The organism is Cellulosimicrobium cellulans (assembly GCF_007679345.1).
Lineage (GTDB): Bacteria > Actinomycetota > Actinomycetes > Actinomycetales > Cellulomonadaceae > Cellulomonas > Cellulomonas cellulans_A.
Map to the genome: position 1 here is coordinate 124,742 of NZ_VEGH01000014.1, position 20,677 is coordinate 145,418.

A 20,677-nucleotide genomic window follows, 5' to 3' on the forward strand; every position below is an offset into this window, starting at 1 on the left:
GGTGGCGGGCACGGGGTCGCTCAGGCCCCCTTGGCGGCGCGGAAGCCGGCGTCGAGGTCGGCGAGGATGTCCTCGATCCCCTCCAGGCCGACGGAGAGCCGGACCAGCCCGGGCGTGACGCCGGACAGCGCCTGCTCCTCGGGCGTCAGCTGGCTGTGCGTGGTCGAGGCCGGGTGGATGACCAGCGAGCGGACGTCGCCGATGTTCGCGACGTTGGAGTGCAGCTCCAGCGCCGAGACGAACGCCTGGCCCGCGGCGGCCCCGCCCTCGACCTCGAACGCGAGGACCGCGCCGGTGCCGTTCGGGCCGTACTTGCGGCCGAGCTCGTACTGCGGGTGCGACGGCAGGCCGGCGTAGGTCACCGACAGCACGTCGTCCCGGGCCTCCAGCCACTCGGCGACCTTCTGGGCGTTGGCGACGTGCCGCTCGACCCGCAGCGACAGCGTCTCCAGGCCCTGGGCGATGAGGAACGCGTTGAACGGGCTGATCGCCGCCCCGAGGTCGCGGAGCAGCTGCACCCGCGCGCGCAGCACGTAGGAGAGGTTGACCCCGAACGCCCCGTCCTTCCCGAGGTCCCGCGCGAACACCAGGCCGTCGTAGGACGGGTCGGGCGTGTTGAACGAGGGATAGCGCTCGGGATCGGCGCCGTAGTCGAACGTGCCGCCGTCGACGATCACGCCGCCGATGGCCGCGCCGTGCCCGCCGAGGTACTTGGTCGCCGAGTGCACGACGACGTCCGCGCCCCACTCCAGCGGCCGGATCAGGTACGGCGTCGGGACGGTGTTGTCGACGATCAGCGGGACGCCGGCCTCGTGGGCGACGCCGGCGACGGTCTCGATGTCGAGGACGTCCTGCTTCGGGTTCGGCACCGTCTCCGCGAAGAAGGCCTTGGTGTTCGGGCGGACCGCGTCGCGCCACGCCTGCGGGTCGTGCGGGTCGGTGACGAACGTCGTCTCGATGCCGAACCGGGGGAGCGTGTGGTGCAGCAGGTTGTAGGTGCCGCCGTACAGGCTCGGGCTGGCGACGACGTGGCTGCCGGCCTCGGCGATGTTGAGGATCGCGTACGTCTCGGCGGCCTGGCCGGACGCGAGCAGCAGCGCGCCGACGCCGCCCTCGAGCGAGGCGATCCGGTCCTCGACGGCCTGGACGGTGGGGTTGCCGATCCGGGTGTAGATCGGGCCGAGGTCCTTGAGCGCGAACCGGTCGGCGGCGACGCCGGCGTCGGGGAACACGTAGGACGTGGTCTGGTAGATCGGCAGGGCACGGGCGCCGGTGGCGCTGTCGGGCGTCTGGCCGGCGTGGATCTGGCGGGTCTCGAAGGACCACTGCGACTGGGTCATCGGGCTCTCCTGGCGTGCGTGGGGGCTGGCGGTGCGGGCGGGTGGTGGGCGGTGCGCACGCGCGTCGTGCCAGGAGGGGTCCCGGGCGGCCGGTGCCGGTGTGCGGCGCCCCGGGCGACGGTCGGTGTCGCGGTCTGCGGGGGCGCCGGGGCCGCGTGCCCCGGGGGGCCTGCGGGCACAGCCGAGCGTGCGCTGGTCAGCGACACATTCGGCGGGACATGCGGCCCACAGTACGGAGCGGCCACCAGGAGGTGGAACAGCCGTCTCGGATGATGGGACACGCTGTCCACCGCGCGACGTCCCGGGTGGGCAGAACGGCACGTCGGGACCCGTCCGCGTGCTCCGGGCGGGTGATTCGCGTCCGTCGCTGTCCGGTTCGTCCCGAACCACGCCGATGTGACTCGTGTGAACGGTGTGACTCGTGTTCACTTCTGTGATTTTCCCCGGTAGCGTCCTTCGCGGGGCGCGGGACTTTCCGCCGGCCCCGGCCGCGCACGACGTGCGCGGGGGGCGGCGGACAGGCGACGAGAGGCAGACGGGTGCGGACGACGGGACGAGCGCGCGCGGCGCGCGGGGCAGCCGCGGCGATCACGGCGGCGGTGCTCCTGCTGCCCGCGGGCGGGGTGGCGCTGGCCGACCCGGACGTGAGCGACCAGGACGTCCGGGACGCGCGGCAGGCCGTGTCGTCCGCGTCCTCGGCGGTCGCCGGCATCGAGGTCCGGCTCGCGGAGCTCAGCACGCAGGCCGAGACCAGCCAGGTGGCGGTGCAGCAGGCGGGTGAGGCGTACGCGCAGGCCCAGGCCGACCTGGCCGCCGCGCAGCAGGCGGCCGCCGACGCCGCCACGCGGTACGACGAGGCGCAGGAGCAGTTCACCTCCGCCCGGGCGACGCTGGTCGCGATCGCCCGCGAGGCGGCCCGCTCGGGCGGCTCGATGGACACCCTGCAGGCCCTGCTCTCCGCCGACGGCTTCGAGGAGGTCGTCCAGCGCAGCGAGGGGCTGTCGCACGTCAGCTCGAAGGCCGACCAGGCCGTGCAGGGCTACCTCGCCGCCGAGCAGGTCGCCACGACGCTCAAGGGCAAGGCCGACGAGGCCGCCGCCGCGCGCACGGCCGCCGCGGCCGGGGCCGAGGACGCGCTCGCCGCGGCGCAGCAGACGCAGGCGGACGCCGACGCGGCCGTCGCCTCCGCGCAGGCGGAGCGCGCGGGCCTGATCCAGCAGCTCGCCGCCGCCCGGAGCACCAGCGCCGAGGTCGAGCAGGCGCGCCAGGACCAGATCGACGCCGAGCGCCGGCAGCGCGCCGAGGCCGCCGCCCAGGCCGAGCGCACCGCCACCCCCGCGGTCGGCACGCCCGCGGCGGGCGGCGGCAGCACGACGCCGGCGGCGGGCGGGGGGACGACCGCGCCGTCGACGCCCAGCACGCCCTCGACGCCGAGCACGCCCTCGACGCCCAGCACGCCGTCGAACCCCGGCACCCCCTCGACGCCCACCCCGCCGCCGGTCACGACGCCGCCCGTCACCCCGCCCCCGGTCACGACCCCGCCGCCGGTGTCCGCGAGCAAGGCGGAGACCGCGATCGCCTGGGCCCGGACCAAGCTGGGCCTGCCCTACGTCTGGGGCGGCACCGGTCCCAACGGGTACGACTGCTCGGGCCTGACCCAGGGCGCGTGGAAGGCGGCCGGCGTCAGCCTGAACCGCACCTCCCGCGACCAGTACCGCCAGGTCACCAAGATCGCGTACAGCGACCTGCAGCCGGGCGACCTGGTGTTCTGGGGCACCAACAAGAACGACGCGAGCAGCGTCTACCACGTGGCGCTCTACATCGGGAACGGCCAGATCCTCGAGGCCCCGAGCGAGGGCAAGCCGGTGCGGGTCGCCGCCATGCGGTACTCGAACTCCATGGCCTACGCGGGCCGCGTCGGCTGAGCCGGCGCCGCCCCCGCGGGCGACGACGACGGGCCCCGGCGCGCGTGCTGCGCACCGGGGCCCGTCGTCGTGCACGGCCCGCCGGGAGGCGGGCCGTCCTGCTCAGTGCTGGTCGTACCCCGCGTCGATCGCGCGCTGCCGGGAGCGCTCGATCTCGGCCTCGGCCTCGGCGCGGCCGACCCAGTGCGCGCCCTCGACCGACTTGCCCGGCTCCAGGTCCTTGTAGACCTCGAAGAAGTGCTGGATCTCGAGGCGGTGGAAGTCCGAGACGTCGTCGATGTCCTGGCGCCACGCGGCGCGCTGGTCGCCCGTCGGCACGCAGAGCACCTTGTCGTCGCCGCCGGCCTCGTCGCGCATGCGGAACATGCCCAGCGCGCGGCAGCGGATCAGGCAGCCGGGGAACGTCGGCTCCTCGAGCAGCACGAGCGCGTCCAGCGGGTCGCCGTCCTCGCCCAGCGTGCCGTCGATGAAGCCGTAGTCGTCGGGGTACCGGGTCGAGGTGAACAGCATGCGGTCCAGGCGGATCCGTCCGGTCGCATGGTCGACCTCGTACTTGTTCCGCTGGCCCTTGGGGATCTCGATCGTGACGTCGAACTCCACACCTGCTCCTTCGTCTCCGCCGCCGGCGACCGTGGCGCTGCGGCGCGCAGCTGATCACGGCGGCGTGCCAGGTGGTGGCCCGTCGCCTTCAAGCCCCTAGTGTGACGCACGGACGGCTCGGCGGTGGCCCGGGCCGCGGATGTCGACGGGAACGGGTGGTCCGGTGGCGCGCGCGGGAAGGACGGTGGGCGTCTCGGCGCTCGTGCTGGTGCTCGCGGGCGGCGCCTACGCGACCGCGGACGCCTACGACGTCGTCCCGGGGGTGGTCACGCTCGCGCCCGAGGCCGCGCCGGCGGCCCCGTTCCCCCAGGTGCCCGGGGCGACCACGACCGGCGCGGGCGCCGCGGTGCTCGCCGACCTGGACCCCGCGGTCCCGGCGCCGGACGCCGCCCGGGTGCAGCCGCTCCTGGACGGCCTCGCGGTCGACCCGCGGCTGGGACCCAGCGTGGGGGCGGTGGTGGCCGACGCGCTCACCGGCGAGGTGCTGGGCGAGCACGCCTCCGACGCGGCACGCACGCCCGCGTCCACGGCGAAGCTCGTCACCGGCGTCGCGGCGCTGACCCGGCTCGGGGCCGACCGCACCTTCGACACCACGGTGCGTCAGGGCGCCGGGGACCAGGTCGTCCTGGTCGGCGGCGGCGACATGATGCTGGCCGCGGGCGCGGGCGACCCGGACGCGGTGAACGGCCGCGCCGGCCTCGCCGACCTCGCGGCCGAGGTGGCGGTGCAGCTGCGCCTGGCCGGCCGGGACACCGTGACCGTCGGCCTCGACGACACGCTGTTCAGCGGGCCGGCGACCGCGCCCGGCTGGGACCCCGCCGACCTGGCCGCCGGGTACGTCGCCCCGGTCGCGCCGCTGGCCGTCGACATCGCGAAGATCTCCGCGGGGGAGTACCCGCCCCGCCGGGCCGACCCCGCGCTGCACGCCGCCACGGAGTTCGCCGCCCGGCTCACCGAGGCCGGCATCACCGTCACCGGCAGCCCGGCGCGGGTGTCCGCGCCGGCGACCGGCGACGTGCTCGGCGTCGTGTCCTCGGCGCCGGTGCCCGAGGTCGCGCAGTACTTCCTCGACACCTCGGACAACACGATCACCGAGGTGGTCGCCCGGATGGTCGCGCTCGACCTGGGCCTGCCCGGCAGCTTCGAGGGCGCCACCCAGGCGGTGCTGCGCACCGCGCAGACCCTCGGCGTGGACACCGCCGGCGCGACGCTGGCCGACGCCTCCGGCCTGGCGGACGGGTCGGCGCTGCCGCCGCGGATGCTGCTCGACCTCCTGCAGCTGGTCGTGGACCCGGCGCACCCCGAGCTGCGCGAGGTGAGCAACGGCATGCCGATCGGCGGCCTGACCGGGACGCTCGCCGACCGGTTCCGGTCCGGTGACGCGACCGGGCTGGTGCGCGCGAAGACGGGCAGCCTGACCAGCGTCACCTCGCTCGCCGGGTCGGTGCTGGACGCCGACGGCCGGCTGCTGCTGTTCGTGCTCATGGCCGACCAGACCGGGGCGGTGGGGCAGTACCAGCCCCGCCAGGCGCTCGACGGGTTCGTCTCGGCGCTCGCGGGCTGCGGCTGCCGGGGCTGACCCCGGGCGGGGCGCGGGCGGGCTGGTCGCGCGGGCGGGCGCTCGCGCGCCCGCGGCCTGATCCCCACCGGATCGTCCCGGTGCCTGCCGATCGGTCGGGTGGCGGCGGGACGATCGGGTGGAGACGCGGACCGGCGCGGCCCCGCGCGGCGACCCGCGGCGCCGCGTGGTTACGGTGGGCGGGTGCAGCCCGCCGTCGACTGGGACCTGGCCGCCCGGCTCGCCGCGCGCGCGGTGCGGTCCGGGCCCGCCGCCACGCGCGCCGAGCGGGAGGCGGTCGTGGCGGACCTGCGCGCCGCGGCGCCGGTCGCCGCGGAGCACGTGGCGCGGATCACCGGCATGTCGGCCGCCGACCCGGGCGCCCCCGCGCACGAGGTGCGGGTCGTCGACCGCGCGTCCTGGGCCCGGGCCAACGTCCGCTCGCTGGCCGCGCTGACCGACCGGGTGGGGGTGCCTGCGGCCCGCGGGCTGCGCGGCACCGCCGGTGCCGGGCAGGTCGCCGCGGTGCTCGGCCTGCTGTCGGGCGCGGTGCTCGGGCAGTACGACCCCTGGGGCGGCCGCGGGACGCTGCTGCTCGTCGCGCCGAACGTGCTCGCGGTCGAGCGCGCGCTCGGCGTCGACCCCGCCGACTTCCGGCTGTGGGTGACGCTGCACGAGCAGACCCACGCCCAGCAGTTCGCCGCCGCGCCGTGGCTGGTCGGGCACCTGACCGACCGGCTGCGCGCCCTGCTGGCGGAGGACGCCGGGCGGCCGTGGTGGTCGCCCCGGGGCGGCGCCGCCGCGGAGCAGCGGACCGCGCAGCAGCGGGCCACGCCGGAGGGGGCCGCGGAGCAGGCGGCGGGCGCGCCCGGGTGCGCCGCCGTCGCGGGCGGGGCCCCCGCCGCGGGCGGGGCCGCCGGCCGACGCCCCCGGTCGCTGCTCGACCTCCTCGACCCCCGGCAGCGGGTGCTGCTCGACGAGGTCGGCGCCGCGATGGCGCTGCTCGAGGGGCACGCCGACGTGACGATGGACGCCGTGGGCCGGGCGGTCGTGCCCTCGGTGCGCCGCATCCGCCGCCGGTTCGAGGCGCGCCGGGACGGCGCCGCGGGTACCGGCGGGATGCGCACCGCCCTGCGCGCGGTGCTCGGGATGGACGTGAAGCTCGCCCAGTACCGCGAGGGCGCGGCGTTCGTGCGCGCGGTCCGCCGCCGGGTCGGCACCGACGGGTTGAACGCGGTGTGGACCGGGGCGGACGCGCTGCCGTCCGCCGCCGAGATCGCGGACCCGGCCGCCTGGGTGCGCCGGGTGCACGGCTGACGTGGCCGGTCCCCACCCGGCGGTCGCCGCCGTCCGCGGGGCCGCGGCGGCGGCGCTCGCGGACCTCCCGGACGGTGCCCTGGTGCTCGTCGCCTGCTCGGGCGGCCCGGACTCGCTGGCCCTCGCGGCCGGGGCGGCGTTCGTGGCGGGGTCCCGGGCCCGGCGCGGCGCGCCCGGACCGCGCGTCGGGGCGGTCGTCGTCGACCACGGCCTGCAGCCGGGCAGCGCCGCGGTCGCGGGACGGGCGGCGCGGGACTGCCGGGCGCTCGGCCTGGACCCGGTGGAGGTGGTGGCGGTCGACGCGACCGGGTCGGGCGGTCCGGAGGCCGCGGCGCGGGACGCCCGGTACGCGGCCCTCACCGCCGCCGCGGACCGGCACGGCGCGGCGGCGGTGCTGCTCGGGCACACCCGCGACGACCAGGCCGAGGGCGTGCTGCTGGGCCTGGCCCGCGGCTCCGGGGCGCGGTCGCTCGCCGGGATGCCCGCGGTCCGCGGCGTGCTGCGCCGGCCCCTGCTGGGGCTGTCGCGCGCCGAGACGGTCGCCGCGTGCGCCGCGCTCGGGCTGGACCCGTGGCACGACCCGACGAACGTGCCGTCCGAGGGCGACGCCGGCGCCCCGGCCCGGTCCCGGGTCCGCGCGCGGGTGCTGCCGGTGCTGGAGCGCGAGCTCGGCCCGGGGGTCGCGGCCGCGCTCGCCCGGTCGGCGGACCTGCTGCGCGAGGACGCGGATGCGCTCGACGCGCTGGCGGCCGACCTGCTGGCCCGCGCGGAGGCCGCCGCGGCGGCTCCGGCGGCGGGCGCAGCGGGCACCCGCGCGACCGGCGGTCCCGCGGGTCGCGAGCCCGCGACGCCAGGCCCCGCGACGCCGGGCGCCGCGGGTGCCCCCGGCGGCACCCCCGCCCCCGCCGTCCTGCTCGACCCCGCCGTCCTCGCCGCCGCTCCCGCGGCCCTGCGGCACCGCGCCCTGCGGGCCGCCGCCGTCCGCGCGGGCGCCCCCGCCGGGTCCGTCAGCCGGGCGCACGTGGCGGCCGTCGCCGCGCTCGTCACCGACTGGCGCGGGCAGGGGCCCGTGCACCTGCCCGGGCGCGTCGCGGCGTGGCGCGCGTGTGGCAGGCTTGCGCTGCGCGCAGCATCCCCGTCGTCCGTCCCGGGCGACGTCGTGCGCGCGGGCCCGGGGGCACGCCGGGCCGTCGACCCGGACGACGAGGGAGAGCCGCAGCGGTGAACGTGGACGACATGGGCGCGGACCTGGAGCGCGTGCTCCTCACCGAGGAGCAGCTCGGCACCCGCCTGGACGAGATCGCCGCGCAGATCGACGCGGACTACGCCGGGCGGGAGATCCTGCTCGTCGGTGTGCTCAAGGGCGCCGTCATGGTGATGGCCGACCTGGCCCGCCGGATCAGCACCCCGCTCGCGATGGACTGGATGGCGGTGTCCTCCTACGGCTCCGGCACCAAGTCCTCCGGCGTCGTGCGGATCCTCAAGGACCTGGACGCCGACCTCACGGGCCGGCACGTGCTGATCGTCGAGGACATCATCGACTCCGGCCTGACCCTGTCCTGGCTGCTCGCGAACCTGCGCAGCCGCGGCCCGGCGTCGGTCGAGATCGCCACGATGCTGCGCAAGCCGGAGGCCGCCAAGGTCGAGGTGGACGTGCGCTACGTCGGGTTCGACATCCCGAACGAGTTCGTCGTCGGCTACGGCCTCGACTACGCGGAGAAGTACCGCAACCTGCCGTTCGTCGGCACCCTGGCGCCGCACGTCTACTCGTCCTGACCGCGGGTCCCGCGCGGGGGTGCGTCCTGCCCTGGGCGAACACGGGCCGTCCGCCCCAGGTTCGGCGTGTAACTTCTGAAGACTCCACCCCTGCGACCGGAGGGACGAGGGGGCCTGCCCCCGTCTGCACATGACACTCAAGCGCCTCACCCGCGGACCCGTCCTGTGGATCGTCGTCGCCGTCGTGATCCTGTGGATCGCGGCCAGCGCCTTCATGTCCTCCGGCGTCCAGCGCATCGACACCTCCGACGGCCTCGAGCTGCTGAAGGACGGCAAGGTCGAGCAGGCCCTGGTCACCGAGGGGTCGCAGCGGGTCGACCTCACGCTGTCCGAGGACTTCGTCAAGGACGGCGACAACCTCGGCAAGAACGTGCAGTTCTACTACGTCGTGCCGCAGGGGCCGACCGTGGTGGAGGCCATCGCCGACGCGGACCCGTCCGGCGGGTACACCTCGGACGTCCCGCAGCAGTCGTGGTGGGGCAGCCTCCTGACGCTGGTGCTGCCGTTCGTCATCATCCTGGGCCTGTTCTGGTTCCTCATGTCGTCCATGCAGGGCGGCGGCTCGCGGGTGATGTCCTTCGGCAAGTCGAAGGCCAAGCTCGTCACCAAGGAGACCCCGCAGGTGACGTTCGCGGACGTCGCCGGCGTGGACGAGGCCGTCGAGGAGCTGCACGAGATCAAGGAGTTCCTCTCCGACTCGGAGAAGTTCCAGGCGGTCGGCGCGAAGATCCCGAAGGGCGTGCTGCTGTACGGCCCGCCCGGGACGGGCAAGACCCTGCTGGCGCGCGCGGTCGCGGGCGAGGCGGGCGTGCCGTTCTACTCGATCTCCGGCTCGGACTTCGTCGAGATGTTCGTCGGCGTCGGCGCGAGCCGCGTGCGCGACCTGTTCGACCAGGCCAAGCAGAACGCCCCGGCGATCATCTTCATCGACGAGATCGACGCCGTCGGCCGGCACCGCGGCGCGGGCATGGGCGGCGGCCACGACGAGCGCGAGCAGACCCTCAACCAGATGCTGGTCGAGATGGACGGCTTCGACGTCAAGACGAACGTCATCCTCATCGCGGCGACCAACCGCCCCGACATCCTCGACCCCGCGCTGCTGCGCCCGGGCCGGTTCGACCGGCAGGTGTCGGTCGAGGCGCCGGACCTCAAGGGCCGCGAGCGGATCCTCCAGGTGCACGCGCAGGGCAAGCCGATGGCGACCGACGTCGACCTCCAGGCCGTCGCCCGCCGCACGCCCGGCTTCACCGGCGCGGACCTGGCCAACGTGCTGAACGAGGCCGCGCTGCTCACCGCGCGGTCGAACGCGCAGATCATCGACAACCGCGCGCTGGACGAGGCCATCGACCGCGTCATCGCCGGCCCGCAGAAGCGCACCCGCGTGATGAAGGTCAAGGAGCAGAAGATCACCGCGTACCACGAGGGCGGCCACGCCCTGGTGGCGGCGGCGCTCCGGTACACCGACCCGGTGACGAAGGTGACGATCCTGCCCCGTGGCCGCGCGCTCGGCTACACGATGGTCATGCCGACCGAGGACAAGTACTCCACCACCCGCAACGAGCTGCTCGACCAGCTCGCGTACGCCATGGGCGGCCGGGTGGCCGAGGAGCTCGTGTTCCACGACCCGACGACCGGCGCCAGCAACGACATCGAGAAGGCCACCGCCACGGCCCGCAAGATGGTCACGCAGTACGGCATGAGCGAGCGCGTCGGCGCCGTGAAGCTCGGCTCGGACGGCAGCGAGCCGTTCATGGGCCGGGACATGGGCCACGGCCGCGACTACTCCGAGACGGTCGCCGGCACGGTCGACGTCGAGGTCCGCAAGCTCATGGACGCCGCGCACACCGAGGCGTGGGAGATCCTCGTCGAGTACCGCGACGTGCTGGACCACCTGGTGCTGGAGCTCCTGGAGAAGGAGACCCTCAACCAGCAGGAGCTGGCGGTCATCTTCGAGCCGATCACCAAGCGCCCGCCGCGCGAGGTGTGGCTGTCCAGCGAGCAGCGCTCGGTCTCCGACCGCCCGCCGGTGCTGACCGCGAAGGAGAAGGCGGAGCAGAACGGGTCCGTCGTCCCGCAGGACGAGGCCGCCGCGGCCCGGGACGAGCACCCCGCCGCCGTCGTGGTCGAGGTGCCGCCGAACCAGACGCCGGACGCCTGAGCGTGGCGGCCGACGGCCGCGGCCGCCGCCGCGAGGTCCCGCCCTACGACGCCGCCCGGGCGGAGGCGGCGGTCCGGGAGCTGCTGCTCGCGGTGGGGGAGGACCCCGAGCGCGAGGGGCTGCGGGACACGCCGGCGCGCGTGGCGCGGGCGTACCAGGAGATCTTCGCCGGCCTGCGCCAGGACCCGCGGGACGTGCTCAGCGCGACCTTCGACATCGGGCACGAGGAGATGGTCCTGGTCCGGGACATCGAGGTGTACTCGACCTGCGAGCACCACCTCGTGCCGTTCCACGGCGTCGCGCACATCGGCTACATCCCCGGAACCTCCGGGAAGGTCACCGGCCTGAGCAAGCTCGCGCGCCTCGTCGACGTCTACGCGCGCCGGCCGCAGGTGCAGGAGCGCATGACGGGCGAGATCGCGGACGCGCTGGTCGAGATCCTGGAACCGCGCGGCGTGCTGGTCGTCGTCGAGTGCGAGCACCTGTGCATGTCGATGCGCGGCGTCCGCAAGCCCGGCTCCCGCACCGTCACGTCCGCGGTGCGCGGGCAGATGCGCGACCCGGCGACCCGCGCCGAGGCGATGAGCCTCGTCACGGCCCGCTGAGGGGCGCGGACCCGGTTCCCGCGGGCCCCCGACGACCGCCTAGGCTGACTGCGTGCGCACCCCCTCGCCGCTCCCGCCCGGGCTGACCGACGCCGGTCGGGCGGGCCGGACCCTGGTCATGGGGGTGGTGAACGTGACGCCGGACTCGTTCTCCGACGGCGGGCGGTGGTTCGCGCCCGACGCCGCGGTGGCCCACGGGCTGGGGCTGCTGGCCGACGGGGCGGACCTGCTGGACGTCGGCGGCGAGTCGACGCGGCCGGGTGCCGAGCGGGTGCCCGTGGCCGAGGAGCTGGACCGGGTGCTGCCGGTGATCCGCGAGCTGGCGTCCCGCGGCGCGGCCGTCAGCGTGGACACCACGCGCGCCGAGGTGGCGGAGGCGGCCGTGGCCGCGGGGGCCGTGGTGGTCAACGACGTGTCCGGAGGCCTGGCCGACCCGGCGATCCGCGAGGTCGTCGCCCGCACCGGCGTCGTGTACGTGGCGATGCACTGGCGCGGGCACGCGGACGTCATGGACTCCCTGGCGCAGTACGACGACGTGGTGACGGACGTGCGCCGCGAGCTCGCCGACCGGGTCGCCGAGCTGCGCGCGGCCGGGGTCGCCGACCACCAGGTCGTGCTCGACCCGGGGCTGGGGTTCGCCAAGCCCGGCTCCGCGAACTGGCCGCTGCTCGCTCGGCTGCCCGAGCTCGTCGCCGACGGGTTCCCGGTGCTGGTCGGCGCCTCGCGCAAGCGGTTCCTCGGCCACCTGCTGGCGGGCGAGGACGGCGTGCCGGTCGGGCCCGAGCAGCGGGACGCCGCGACCGCGGCGGTGTCGGCGCTCGCCGCGGCCGCGGGGGCGTGGTGCGTGCGGGTGCACGAGGCACGAGGAACGGCCGACGCGGTGCGCGTCGCGGCCCGGTGGAGGGCGGCTGCGCCGTCCGGGGAGGACGAGGGATGAGCGACGAGGCGGACGTGCCCGGGCGGGACGGCCACCGGCTGGACCGGATCCGGCTGACCGGCGTCACGGCGACCGGGTACCACGGCGTGTTCGACCACGAGCGCCGCGAGGGGCAGACGTTCGTCGCCGACGTGGTCGCACACCTCGACACCCGGCGCGCCGCGGCGACCGACGACCTGCGGCACACCCTCAACTACGGCGTTCTCGCGGAGCAGGTGGTGACGGTGCTCGCGGGCGAGCCGGCCGACCTGGTCGAGACCGTGGCCGAGCGGATCGCCGCGACCGTGCTCGCGCACCCGCAGGTGCAGTGCGTCGACGTCGCCGTGCACAAGCCGCAGGCGCCGATCACCGTGCCGTTCGGGGACGTGGTGGTCGAGGTGCGCCGGGACCGGACCTGGCTGCCGGCCGCGGAGCCGGTGCCGGACGACGCGCCGCGGTGGCTGCCGGAGGCCGCCGGCGCGCCGGCGGTGCCCCTGGCCGAGCCCGCACCGGTGCCCCCGACGGCGCCGGTCGAGCCCGTCGCGCCCGTGGCACCCGGGGCCACCGCTGTGCTGCCGCTCGCCGCGGTCGCCGTGCCCGGCGACCTCGACGTGCCGCCGGCGCCCGCCGGCCCTGTGCCGAGCGCGCCCGAGGACGCCTGGGACGCCGAGGACGAGGTGGTCGAGGCCGAGCTGGTGCAGGACGCCCTCGACGCCGCGCCCGACGCCCCGGTCGAGGTCGTGCTCGCCATCGGCTCGAACCTGGGCGCCGCGCAGGACACCCTCCGCGACGCCGTGGCCGACCTGGCCGCCGTCCCGGGCCTGGAGGTGCTCGACGTCTCGGCGCTGGCCCGCACCGCCCCCGTCGGCGGGCCGGAGCAGCCCGACTTCCTCAACGCGGTGCTGATCGCCCGCACCACGCTGTCCCCGCGGGACCTGCTGCGCGCCACGGCGGAGGTCGAGCGGCGGCACGGGCGCGAGCGGCTCGTGCACTGGGGCCCGCGCACCCTCGACGTCGACATCATCGTCTACGGCGACGTCTCGGCCGTGACCGACGACCTGGAGCTGCCGCACCCCCGGGCCCACGAGCGGGCGTTCGTGCTCCAGCCGTGGGCGCAGGTGCAGCCGGACGCCGTGCTGCACGGCCTGGGCGGCGGCCCCGTCGCCCAGCTCGCCGCCACGGCGCCCGACCGGGACGGGGTCCGCTGGCTCGCGCTCGACTGGCTGACCGCCCCCGTGCCCGCCGCCCAGCCCGACCCGGGCGCGGCGCCCGCGCCCGTCGGGGACGGCGTCCCGGAGCCGATCGGCGGTGAGGACCCCGCCGCCACGGGTGACCCGATCGCCGAGGGTCCCGTCGAGCGGGCCGACCCGCTCGGGGACCCCGCACCGGGCCGGCGGGACCTCTGATGCAGCGCACCCGCCTCCGCACGCTGGTGCTGGTCGCCGTCCTGGCGACGGCGGTCGGCTGGCTCGTGGTCCGCGCGCTGGGCAGCCGGGGCGTGGTGCTGCCGCAGGTGCCCTGGCTGATGGTCGGGGTCCTGGTGCTGATCGCCGCCGTCGTGCTGGCGATGGGCTGGTCGGTGCGGCAGTACCTGCGCGGCAAGCACCCGACGCTCGACCCGATGCGCGCGGCGCGGACCGCCGTGCTCGCGAAGGCGTCCTGCTACACCGGCGCGCTGCTGACCGGCTGGTACGCGGCGCAGGTGCTCGACGTGCTCGGCGACCTCGGGATCGAGGCCCAGCGGGACCGGGCGCTGTCCGCGGGGCTCGCGGTGCTCGGCGCGCTGGTGCTGACCGCCGCCGGGCTGGTGGTGGAGTGGATGTGCCGGATCCCGCCGCCCGAGGACCCGGAGCAGGCGCCGGGCACCTCGCCGGACGCGGCCGCGGGCTGAGCCGGGCGCGTCCGGGGGACCGGCGCAGGTCCCGGGCGCCGCGGCGCCGCACGATGCGAGGATGGTGCGCATGAGCACGCCCGAGGGTGCCAGCCGCCCGCAGCCCGACGTCGCGCCCGCGCCGGCCCCCGCGCCCGGCGCCGAGCCCGTGCGAGAGAGCGAGCCCTTCGAGCCCGCCGGCGTCGAGTGGACCCCGGTGTCCCCGCGCCTGGCCTCCGCGCGCCTGGTGGTCGCGCTCGCCTGGCTGGGCGTCCCGCTGGTCGCGCTGGTCGTCGTCGCGGCGATCGCCGGCTCCGTGTGGGTCTGGGCGTCGGCCGCGCTGGTCGCCGTGCTCGTCGCGTGGGTCGTGTGGCTGGTGCCGCGCCAGGTCCGGGCGATGGGCTACGCCGAGCGGGCGGACGACCTGCTGCTGCGCCGGGGCATCCTGTTCCGCTCGATGGTCGTCGTGCCGTACGGCCGCATGCAGTACGTCGACGTGACGGCCGGCCCGCTGGCCCGCAGGCTCGGCATCGCGTCCGTGCAGCTGCACACCGCCTCGCCCGGCACCGACGCCTCGATCGACGGCCTGCCCACCGCCGAGGCGGCGCGGCTGCGCGACCAGCTGGCGTCCCGGGGCGAGGCCCGGCTGGCGGGGCTGTGACCGCGGACCGCCCGCTCCCCGCGACCCCCGCACCCGCGCCCGAGCCGGCCGCGGACGACCTCGCGTGGCGCCGGATGCACCCCGTCACCCCCGCGGTGAAGGGCTGGAAGGTGCTCGCCGCGGTGCTCGCGATCATCGCGTGGAACGCCGCCGACGACGTGCGGCAGCTCGCCGAGTGGCTCGGCGGCCGGGCGTGGCTCGTGGTCGCGGGCGTGGTGGTGCTGGTCGCGCTGGTCGGGTTCGGCTACTCCGCGATCGCCTGGCGGATGACCCGGTTCGCGGTGACCGACGAGGCCGTGCACCTGCGCTCCGGCGTGGTGTTCCGGCAGCAGCGCCAGGCCCGGCTCGACCGGCTGCAGGCCGTCGACGTGGTGCAGCCGCTGCTCGCGCGCATCATCGGCCTGTCCGAGCTCCGCCTCGAGGTCGCGGGCGGGGCCGGCTCCGCGGTGTCGCTCGCGTTCCTGCGCGAGGCCGAGGCCGAGCAGCTGCGCGCGGAGCTGCTGGCGCGCGCCGCCGGCCTGCACCCGGGCCGCCGGCCGCGGCCCGCGGGCGCGACCCCCGGGGCGGCGACGCCCGCCGGCGCACCCGCGGCGCCCGGCACCACCGCCCTCGGCGCCGACCCGGGCGCGGCGCCGGTCGCCGTCCCCGCGACCGACCGCCCCGGCGCCGACGACCCCGCGGCCGCGCTCACCGTCCCGGTCGAGCCGGACGTCGACGACGGCTGGGACGGGCCGGCCCCCGTGGCGCCCGAGCGCCCGGTGTACGAGGTGCCGGTCGGCCGGCTGCTGGCCTCCACGCTGCTGTCCTCGGCGACCATCTGGCTCGTCGTGATGCTCGGCGCGGTGGGCGCCCTGATCGCGGGCACCGGGCAGGTGGGCTCGGCCTTCGCGCTGCTGCCCGCGCTGCTCGGCGTCGTGTCGTACACCTGGACCCGGTTCAACCGCGGCGCGAACTTCCGCGCGGCGATCTCCCCGGACGGCATCCGGCTGCGGCACGGCCTGACGGAGTCCCGCGCGCAGACCGTGCCGCCGGGCCGGGTGCAGGCCGTGCGGGTCACCCAGGGCCTGCTGTGGCGGCGCCCCGACTGGTGGCGGGTCGAGGTGAACGTCGCGGGCTACGGCAGCAGCGGCGACCAGACCCAGACGGAGAACGTCCTGCTGCCCGTCGGCACCCGCGAGGAGGCGATGCTCGCGCTGTGGCTGGTGCTGCCGGACCTGGGGACCGAGGACCCGCAGGCGCTGGTCGACGCCGGGCTGACCGGCCGGGAGGCGGACGGCGGCTGGGCGGTGGCCCCCCGCCGGTCGCGGTGGCTGGACCCGGTGGGCTGGCGCCGGCACGGCGTGACGGTCACCGACCGGGCGCTGGTGCTGCGCTCCGGGGTGCTGGTCCGCCAGCTCGTCGTCGTGCCGCACGAGCGGACGCAGTCCCTGGGCCTGGAGCAGGGGCCGCTGCAGCGCCGCCTCGGTCTGGCCTCGTTCCAGCTGCACTCCACGCCGGGACCGGTGTCCCCGCGGGTCGACCACCTGGACCAGCGGGTCGCCGCGGGCCTCCTCGACGAGCAGGCGACGCGGGCGAGGACCGCGCGCGCCGGGGCGGGGCCGGAGCAGTGGATGCGCCGGGCATGACGCGGCTGGGGATCGGCGTCGTCGGCGCGGGCCGGGTCGGCGCGGTGCTGGGCAGCGCCCTGCGCGCGGCCGGGCACCCGGTGGTCGGTGTGAGCGCGGTGTCCGAGGCGTCCCGCGAGCGCGCGGACGCGCTGCTGCCGGGCGTGCCGGTGCTGGACGTGCCGGAGGTGGTGCGCCGCTCCGAGCTGGTGCTGCTCGCCGTGCCCGACGACGCGCTGGCGGAGCTCGTGGCGGGCCTCGCGGCGACCGGCGCCTGGCAGGGGGGTCAGATCGTCGTGCACACCGCGGGCCGCTACGGGGCCGCGGTGCTCGGCCCCGCGCGGGCCCAGGGGGTCATCCCGATCGCGCTGCACCCGGCGATGACGTTCACCGGCACGTCGCTCGACCTGTCCCGGCTGGTCGGCTGCACGTTCGCGGTGACCGCGCCCACCCCGGTGCTGCCGATCGGGCAGGCGCTGGTGGTCGAGATGGGCGGCGAGCCCGTGGTGCTGGACGAGGCGGCCCGCCCGCTCTACCACGCGGCCCTGGCGCACGGCGCGAACCACCTGGTCGTGCTGGTCGCGCAGGCCGGGCAGGCGCTCGCCGCCGCCGGAGTCGCCGACCCCGGCGCGGTGCTGCGGCCGCTGCTCACCGCCGCCCTGGACGGGGCGCTGCGGGCCGAGTCGGCCGGCGGCGGGCGGGACGCGGAGGGCGAGGTCACCAACGGCGCCGTCACGACGCTGACCGGGCCCGTGCGGCGCGGCGACGCGGGGACGGTCGCCGACCACCTCGACGTGCTGACCGACCTCGGCGTGCGCACCGGGGCCACCGACGTGGCGGCGTCGTACCGGGCGCTGTCCCGCGCGGCGACCGGGCGGGCGCTCGCGGCCGGGCTGCTGCGCGCCGAGCAGGGGCGGGCGCTGCTGGACGTGCTGGCGACGGGGGACCCGGCGGCGGACGCCGGGCCCGGGTCCGCGTCGCCGGCTGCCGGCCCCCCGCCGGCGCCCGGCGCACCCCGGGGTGGCGCCGGCCCGGCTCACACCGGGGGACCGGACGGGAGTACGGTGCACGGCGCGCACGACGACGAGGGCGAGGGCGGGACGGACGCGCCCGGCGCCGACCAGGAGGACCAGGCATGACCGAGGCACGCACGGGTGCCCCCACGCTGGCGCGCACGCGCCGCGAGCTCGCGGACGCGCTGGCGACCCGCCCCGGCGGCCGGCGCGCCGTCGTGATGACGATGGGCGCGCTGCACGCCGGGCACCTGTCCCTGGTGCGCGAGGCGCGCGCCCGCGGCGAGCAGGTGGTGGTGACGATCTTCGTCAACCCGCTGCAGTTCGGGCCCACCGAGGACCTGGACCGCTACCCGCGCGACCTGGCGGGCGACCTGGCGTCGCTCACCGGCCCGGACCTGCTGGGCACGGGTGACGTGGTGTTCGCCCCGACCCCGGACGTCATGTACCCCGACGGGGACCCGGGGGTGCGGGTGTCGGCCGGCGCGGTCGGCTCCGTGTACGAGGGCGCGACCCGCCCCGGGCACCTGGACGGCGTGCTGACCGTGGTGCTCAAGCTGATGCACCTGGTGGCGCCGGACGTCGCGCTGTTCGGGCGCAAGGACGTCCAGCAGCTCGCCGCTGTCCGCCGCATGGTGCGGGACCTGGACGTGCCGGTCGAGGTCGTCGGCGCGCCCACCGTCCGGGACGCCGACGGGCTCGCGCTGTCGTCGCGGAACGCGTACCTGTCGCCGGCGGAGCGGGAGCAGGCCCTCGCCCTGAGCCGCGCGCTGGCGGCCGGCCGGGCCGCCGCGGAGGCCGGCGGCGCACCCGACGCGGTGGTGGCCGCCGCGCGGGCCGTGCTGGACGACGCCGCCGTCGGCACCGACTACGTGGCGCTCGTGGACCCGGTGACGTTCGAGGACGTGACCGGGCAGGCCGTCGACCTGGCCGGGCGCACGGCCGTCCTGGCGCTCGCGGCCACCGTGGGCGCGACCCGGCTGATCGACAACTCCGACGTCAGGTGGGCGTGACCATGACCTCGCTGCAGCGGCCGATGATGATCGGCAAGATCCACCGCGCGACCGTGACGCAGGCGGACCTGCACTACGTCGGCTCCATCACGGTCGACGCGCACCTGCTGGCGGCGGCCGACCTGCTGCCCGGCCAGCAGGTGGACGTCGTCGACGTGACCAACGGCGCCCGGCTCACCACCTACGTGATCGCCGGCGAGGCCGGGTCCGGGCAGATCTGCATCAACGGCGCCGCCGCGCACCTGGTGCACCCGGGCGACGTGGTCATCCTCATCGCCTACGGCATGCTGTCGGACGCCGAGGCGCGGACGTACGAGCCGCACGTCGTCCTCGTCGACGCCGAGAACCGGATCATGGACACCGGGCACGACCCCGGCACCGTCCCGGAGTCCTGGACCGCGGCGTCGGGGCTGCACCCGAGCGGCGTGCCGTTCGACCAGGGCCGGACGCTGGTGGAGCGGGACGGGGCCGCCGGGCCCGGCAGCGACGGGGCGCGCGACGGGCAGGACCACCCGGTGCGCGACGACCTGGGGGCGGGGGCGAACGACGCCGGGCGGGACGCGGGCGCCGGACGGTGACCCGGCTGGCCCGCCGGCTCGCCGCGCCCGCCCCGGGCTGGACCGCCCGGGCGGACGCCGTGGTCGTCGGCTCCGGCATCGCCGGCCTGACGGCGGCGCTCGAGCTGCGGACGCGGGTGCCGCGGGTGCTGCTGGTGACCAAGGACCGGCTGGTGTCGGGGTCGACGGTGTGGGCGCAGGGCGGCATCGCCGCAGCGCTCGACCCGGCGGACTCCCCGGAGGCGCACCTGCGGGACACGCTCGTCGCGGGCGTCGGCCTGTGCGACCCCCGCGCCGTCGAGGTGCTGGTCACCGAGGGCCCGGCGCGCGTCCGCGAGCTCGTCGCGCGCGGCGCGGTGTTCGACACCGAGCCCGACGGCACGCTGAGCCTGACCCGCGAGGGCGGCCACCACGCCGACCGGGTCGCGCACGCGGGCGGCGACGCCACCGGCGCGGAGATCTCCCGCGCCCTCGTCGCCCAGCTCGCGGCGGTGCAGGCCGACCCGGGCATCGAGGTGATCGAGCACGCGCTGGTGCTGGACGTGCTCACCGGCGCGCCCGGGCGCGACGGCCGGCCCGGCCCGGTGTGCGGCGTGACGCTGCACGTGATCGGCGAGGGCAGCCGGGACGGCGTCGGTGCGGTGCTCGCGCCCGCGGTGGTCCTCGCGACCGGCGGCATCGGGCAGGTGTTCCGGTCGTCGACCAACCCGGTCCAGGCGACCGGCGACGGCCTGGCCGCGGCGCTGCGGGCGGGGGCGGCGGTCGGCGACATGGAGTTCGTGCAGTTCCACCCGACGGTGCTGTGGCTCGGCGCCGGCGTGAAGGGCCAGCTCGCGCTGATCTCCGAGGCGGTCCGGGGCGAGGGCGCGCACCTGGTCGACGTCGACGGCCACCGGTTCATGTCGGGCGTGCACCCGCTGGCCGAGCTCGCGCCGCGGGACGTCGTGGCGAAGGCGATCGTCCGGCAGCTGGCGCGCACCGGTGCCGACCACGTGCTGCTCGACGCCCGGCACCTCGGCGCCGAGCGGATCGCTCGCCGGTTCCCGACGATCGGCGCCCGGCTGGCCGAGCACGGCCTCGACCTGGCCACCGACCTGGTCCCGGTGGCCCCGGCGCAGCACTACCACTCGGGCGGCGTCGTCACCGACCTGGCGGGCCGGTCGACGCTGCCCGGGCTGTACGCGGTCGGCGAGGTCGCGTGCACCGGCGTGCACGGGGCGAACCGGCTGGCGTCGAACTCCCTGCTCGAGGGCCTGGTGTTCGCGCACCGCGCCGCGCACGACATCGCCCGGCGCGTCGAGTCCGGCGCGCTGCGCCCCGCCGAGCCCGTGGAGCGCCCCGGACCCGAGGCCCTGGTCGCGGGCGCGGCCCGGTCCCGGGTGCAGCGGATCGCCACCGACGGTCCGGGGGTGCTCCGGTCCGCGGCGGGGCTGGCGGCGGCCGCGCAGGCGCTCGCGGCCGTGCGGACGGACGCGCACCGCGCCGTCGAGGGGGGCGAGCGGCCGGTGGCGGACCCGCAGGTCGCTGAGTGGGAGACCACTAACGTGCACCAGGTCGCGACGGTGCTGACCGCCACGGCGGCGACCCGGCGCGAGACCCGGGGCGGGCACCTGCGCAGCGACCACCCGGACCGCGACGACGCCGCGTGGCTGGTCCGCGTGGAGGCGACCGTGACCCCGGACGGCGACCTGACCCAGCGCCTCACCCCCCAGGACTGACGGCGCCCCCACCCCACCGGCGCCCCACCCTCCCACCCCCACCCCG

17 protein-coding genes and 1 pseudogene are annotated in these 20,677 nt (G+C 77.1%); 16 read left to right on the plus strand and 2 right to left on the minus strand.

The window, feature by feature from the left end; all coding sequences use genetic code 11:
• Positions 1 to 20 precede the first annotated feature (20 nt).
• Positions 21 to 1,340, minus strand: coding sequence for a bifunctional o-acetylhomoserine/o-acetylserine sulfhydrylase (locus FS882_RS17205; RefSeq protein ID WP_158374871.1), 1,320 nt, complete (start codon positions 1,338 to 1,340; stop codon positions 21 to 23).
• Positions 1,341 to 1,939: 599 nt separating this feature from the next.
• On the opposite strand from FS882_RS17205, the gene FS882_RS17210 reads away from it, so the two are divergent.
• Positions 1,940 to 3,265 (plus strand): C40 family peptidase, encoded by a 1,326-nt coding sequence (locus FS882_RS17210; protein ID WP_158374873.1) that lies wholly within the window; start codon positions 1,940 to 1,942, stop codon positions 3,263 to 3,265.
• Positions 3,266 to 3,367: 102 nt separating this feature from the next.
• Here FS882_RS17210 and FS882_RS17215 read toward each other — a convergent pair whose 3' ends face one another.
• Complete coding sequence (locus FS882_RS17215) at positions 3,368 to 3,865, minus strand: inorganic diphosphatase (protein WP_146835884.1); 498 nt, start codon at positions 3,863 to 3,865, stop codon at positions 3,368 to 3,370.
• Between the two features lie 184 nt (positions 3,866 to 4,049).
• Here FS882_RS17215 and dacB point away from each other — a divergent pair, with 184 nt between their 5' ends.
• The 15 genes and pseudogenes from dacB to FS882_RS17290 all read left to right on the plus strand — a co-directional run bounded on the left by dacB (position 4,050) and on the right by FS882_RS17290 (position 20,631).
• A complete protein-coding gene (gene dacB, locus FS882_RS17220; RefSeq protein WP_262348377.1) occupies positions 4,050 to 5,444 on the plus strand; it encodes a D-alanyl-D-alanine carboxypeptidase/D-alanyl-D-alanine-endopeptidase in 1,395 nt (464 codons plus the stop codon).
• 183 nt (positions 5,445 to 5,627) lie between these two features.
• Positions 5,628 to 6,740 (plus strand): zinc-dependent metalloprotease, encoded by a 1,113-nt coding sequence (locus tag FS882_RS17225; protein ID WP_158374877.1) that lies wholly within the window; start codon positions 5,628 to 5,630, stop codon positions 6,738 to 6,740.
• A gap of 1 nt (position 6,741) precedes the next feature.
• A complete protein-coding gene (tilS, locus tag FS882_RS17230) occupies positions 6,742 to 7,965 on the plus strand; it encodes a tRNA lysidine(34) synthetase TilS (RefSeq protein ID WP_158374879.1) in 1,224 nt (407 codons plus the stop codon).
• Positions 7,962 to 8,516 carry a hypoxanthine phosphoribosyltransferase gene (gene hpt, locus FS882_RS17235; protein ID WP_154730732.1) on the plus strand — a complete coding sequence of 185 codons (555 nt, stop codon included), beginning with the start codon at positions 7,962 to 7,964 and terminating at the stop codon, positions 8,514 to 8,516. The genes tilS and hpt overlap by 4 nt, the downstream gene beginning before the upstream one ends.
• Before the next feature lie 130 nt (positions 8,517 to 8,646).
• A complete protein-coding gene (gene ftsH / locus FS882_RS17240; RefSeq protein WP_158374881.1) occupies positions 8,647 to 10,674 on the plus strand; it encodes an ATP-dependent zinc metalloprotease FtsH in 2,028 nt (675 codons plus the stop codon).
• A gap of 2 nt (positions 10,675 to 10,676) precedes the next feature.
• The gene (folE, locus tag FS882_RS17245) at positions 10,677 to 11,279 is read left to right on the plus strand and encodes a GTP cyclohydrolase I FolE (protein ID WP_222848251.1); all 603 of its coding nucleotides are present in this window, start codon (positions 10,677 to 10,679) and stop codon (positions 11,277 to 11,279) included.
• A 52-nt stretch (positions 11,280 to 11,331) separates the two neighbouring features.
• Complete coding sequence (folP, locus tag FS882_RS17250; protein WP_410053296.1) at positions 11,332 to 12,216, plus strand: dihydropteroate synthase; 885 nt, start codon at positions 11,332 to 11,334, stop codon at positions 12,214 to 12,216.
• Positions 12,213 to 13,601 carry a 2-amino-4-hydroxy-6-hydroxymethyldihydropteridine diphosphokinase gene (folK, locus tag FS882_RS17255; RefSeq protein WP_158374883.1) on the plus strand — a complete coding sequence of 463 codons (1,389 nt, stop codon included), beginning with the start codon at positions 12,213 to 12,215 and terminating at the stop codon, positions 13,599 to 13,601. Before folP ends, folK begins: the two co-directional genes overlap by 4 nt.
• Complete coding sequence (locus FS882_RS17260; RefSeq protein WP_158374885.1) at positions 13,601 to 14,086, plus strand: DUF3180 domain-containing protein; 486 nt, start codon at positions 13,601 to 13,603, stop codon at positions 14,084 to 14,086. Before folK ends, FS882_RS17260 begins: the two co-directional genes overlap by 1 nt.
• A 70-nt stretch (positions 14,087 to 14,156) precedes the next feature.
• A complete protein-coding gene (locus tag FS882_RS17265; RefSeq protein WP_158374887.1) occupies positions 14,157 to 14,726 on the plus strand; it encodes a PH domain-containing protein in 570 nt (189 codons plus the stop codon).
• Positions 14,723 to 16,351, plus strand: a complete 1,629-nt coding sequence (locus FS882_RS17270; protein WP_262348378.1) for a PH domain-containing protein — start codon at positions 14,723 to 14,725, stop codon at positions 16,349 to 16,351. Before FS882_RS17265 ends, FS882_RS17270 begins: the two co-directional genes overlap by 4 nt.
• A complete protein-coding gene (locus FS882_RS17275) occupies positions 16,348 to 17,469 on the plus strand; it encodes a Rossmann-like and DUF2520 domain-containing protein (protein ID WP_158374889.1) in 1,122 nt (373 codons plus the stop codon). Before FS882_RS17270 ends, FS882_RS17275 begins: the two co-directional genes overlap by 4 nt.
• Positions 17,466 to 18,356, plus strand: coding sequence for a pantoate--beta-alanine ligase (gene panC / locus FS882_RS17280; protein WP_158374891.1), 891 nt, complete (start codon positions 17,466 to 17,468; stop codon positions 18,354 to 18,356). The genes FS882_RS17275 and panC overlap by 4 nt, the downstream gene beginning before the upstream one ends.
• Positions 18,357 to 18,358: 2 nt before the next feature.
• Positions 18,359 to 18,796, plus strand: a pseudogene (panD, locus tag FS882_RS17285) (aspartate 1-decarboxylase); the annotation flags it as partial.
• A 134-nt stretch (positions 18,797 to 18,930) separates the two neighbouring features.
• Positions 18,931 to 20,631 carry an L-aspartate oxidase gene (locus tag FS882_RS17290; protein WP_158374895.1) on the plus strand — a complete coding sequence of 567 codons (1,701 nt, stop codon included), beginning with the start codon at positions 18,931 to 18,933 and terminating at the stop codon, positions 20,629 to 20,631.
• Positions 20,632 to 20,677: the final 46 nt, after the last annotated feature.

What these genes read in the sequence shown, in the direction of transcription:
- FS882_RS17205 (WP_158374871.1), bottom strand. Translation starts at nt 1,340, where the DNA reads ATGACCCAGTCGCAGTGGTCCTTCGAGACCCGCCAGATCCACGCCGGC.
- ftsH (WP_158374881.1), top strand. Translation starts at nt 8,647, where the DNA reads ATGACACTCAAGCGCCTCACCCGCGGACCCGTCCTGTGGATCGTCGTC.
- folK (WP_158374883.1), top strand. Translation starts at nt 12,213, where the DNA reads ATGAGCGACGAGGCGGACGTGCCCGGGCGGGACGGCCACCGGCTGGAC.
- FS882_RS17260 (WP_158374885.1), top strand. Translation starts at nt 13,601, where the DNA reads ATGCAGCGCACCCGCCTCCGCACGCTGGTGCTGGTCGCCGTCCTGGCG.
- FS882_RS17265 (WP_158374887.1), top strand. Translation starts at nt 14,157, where the DNA reads ATGAGCACGCCCGAGGGTGCCAGCCGCCCGCAGCCCGACGTCGCGCCC.
- FS882_RS17275 (WP_158374889.1), top strand. Translation starts at nt 16,348, where the DNA reads ATGACGCGGCTGGGGATCGGCGTCGTCGGCGCGGGCCGGGTCGGCGCG.
- panC (WP_158374891.1), top strand. Translation starts at nt 17,466, where the DNA reads ATGACCGAGGCACGCACGGGTGCCCCCACGCTGGCGCGCACGCGCCGC.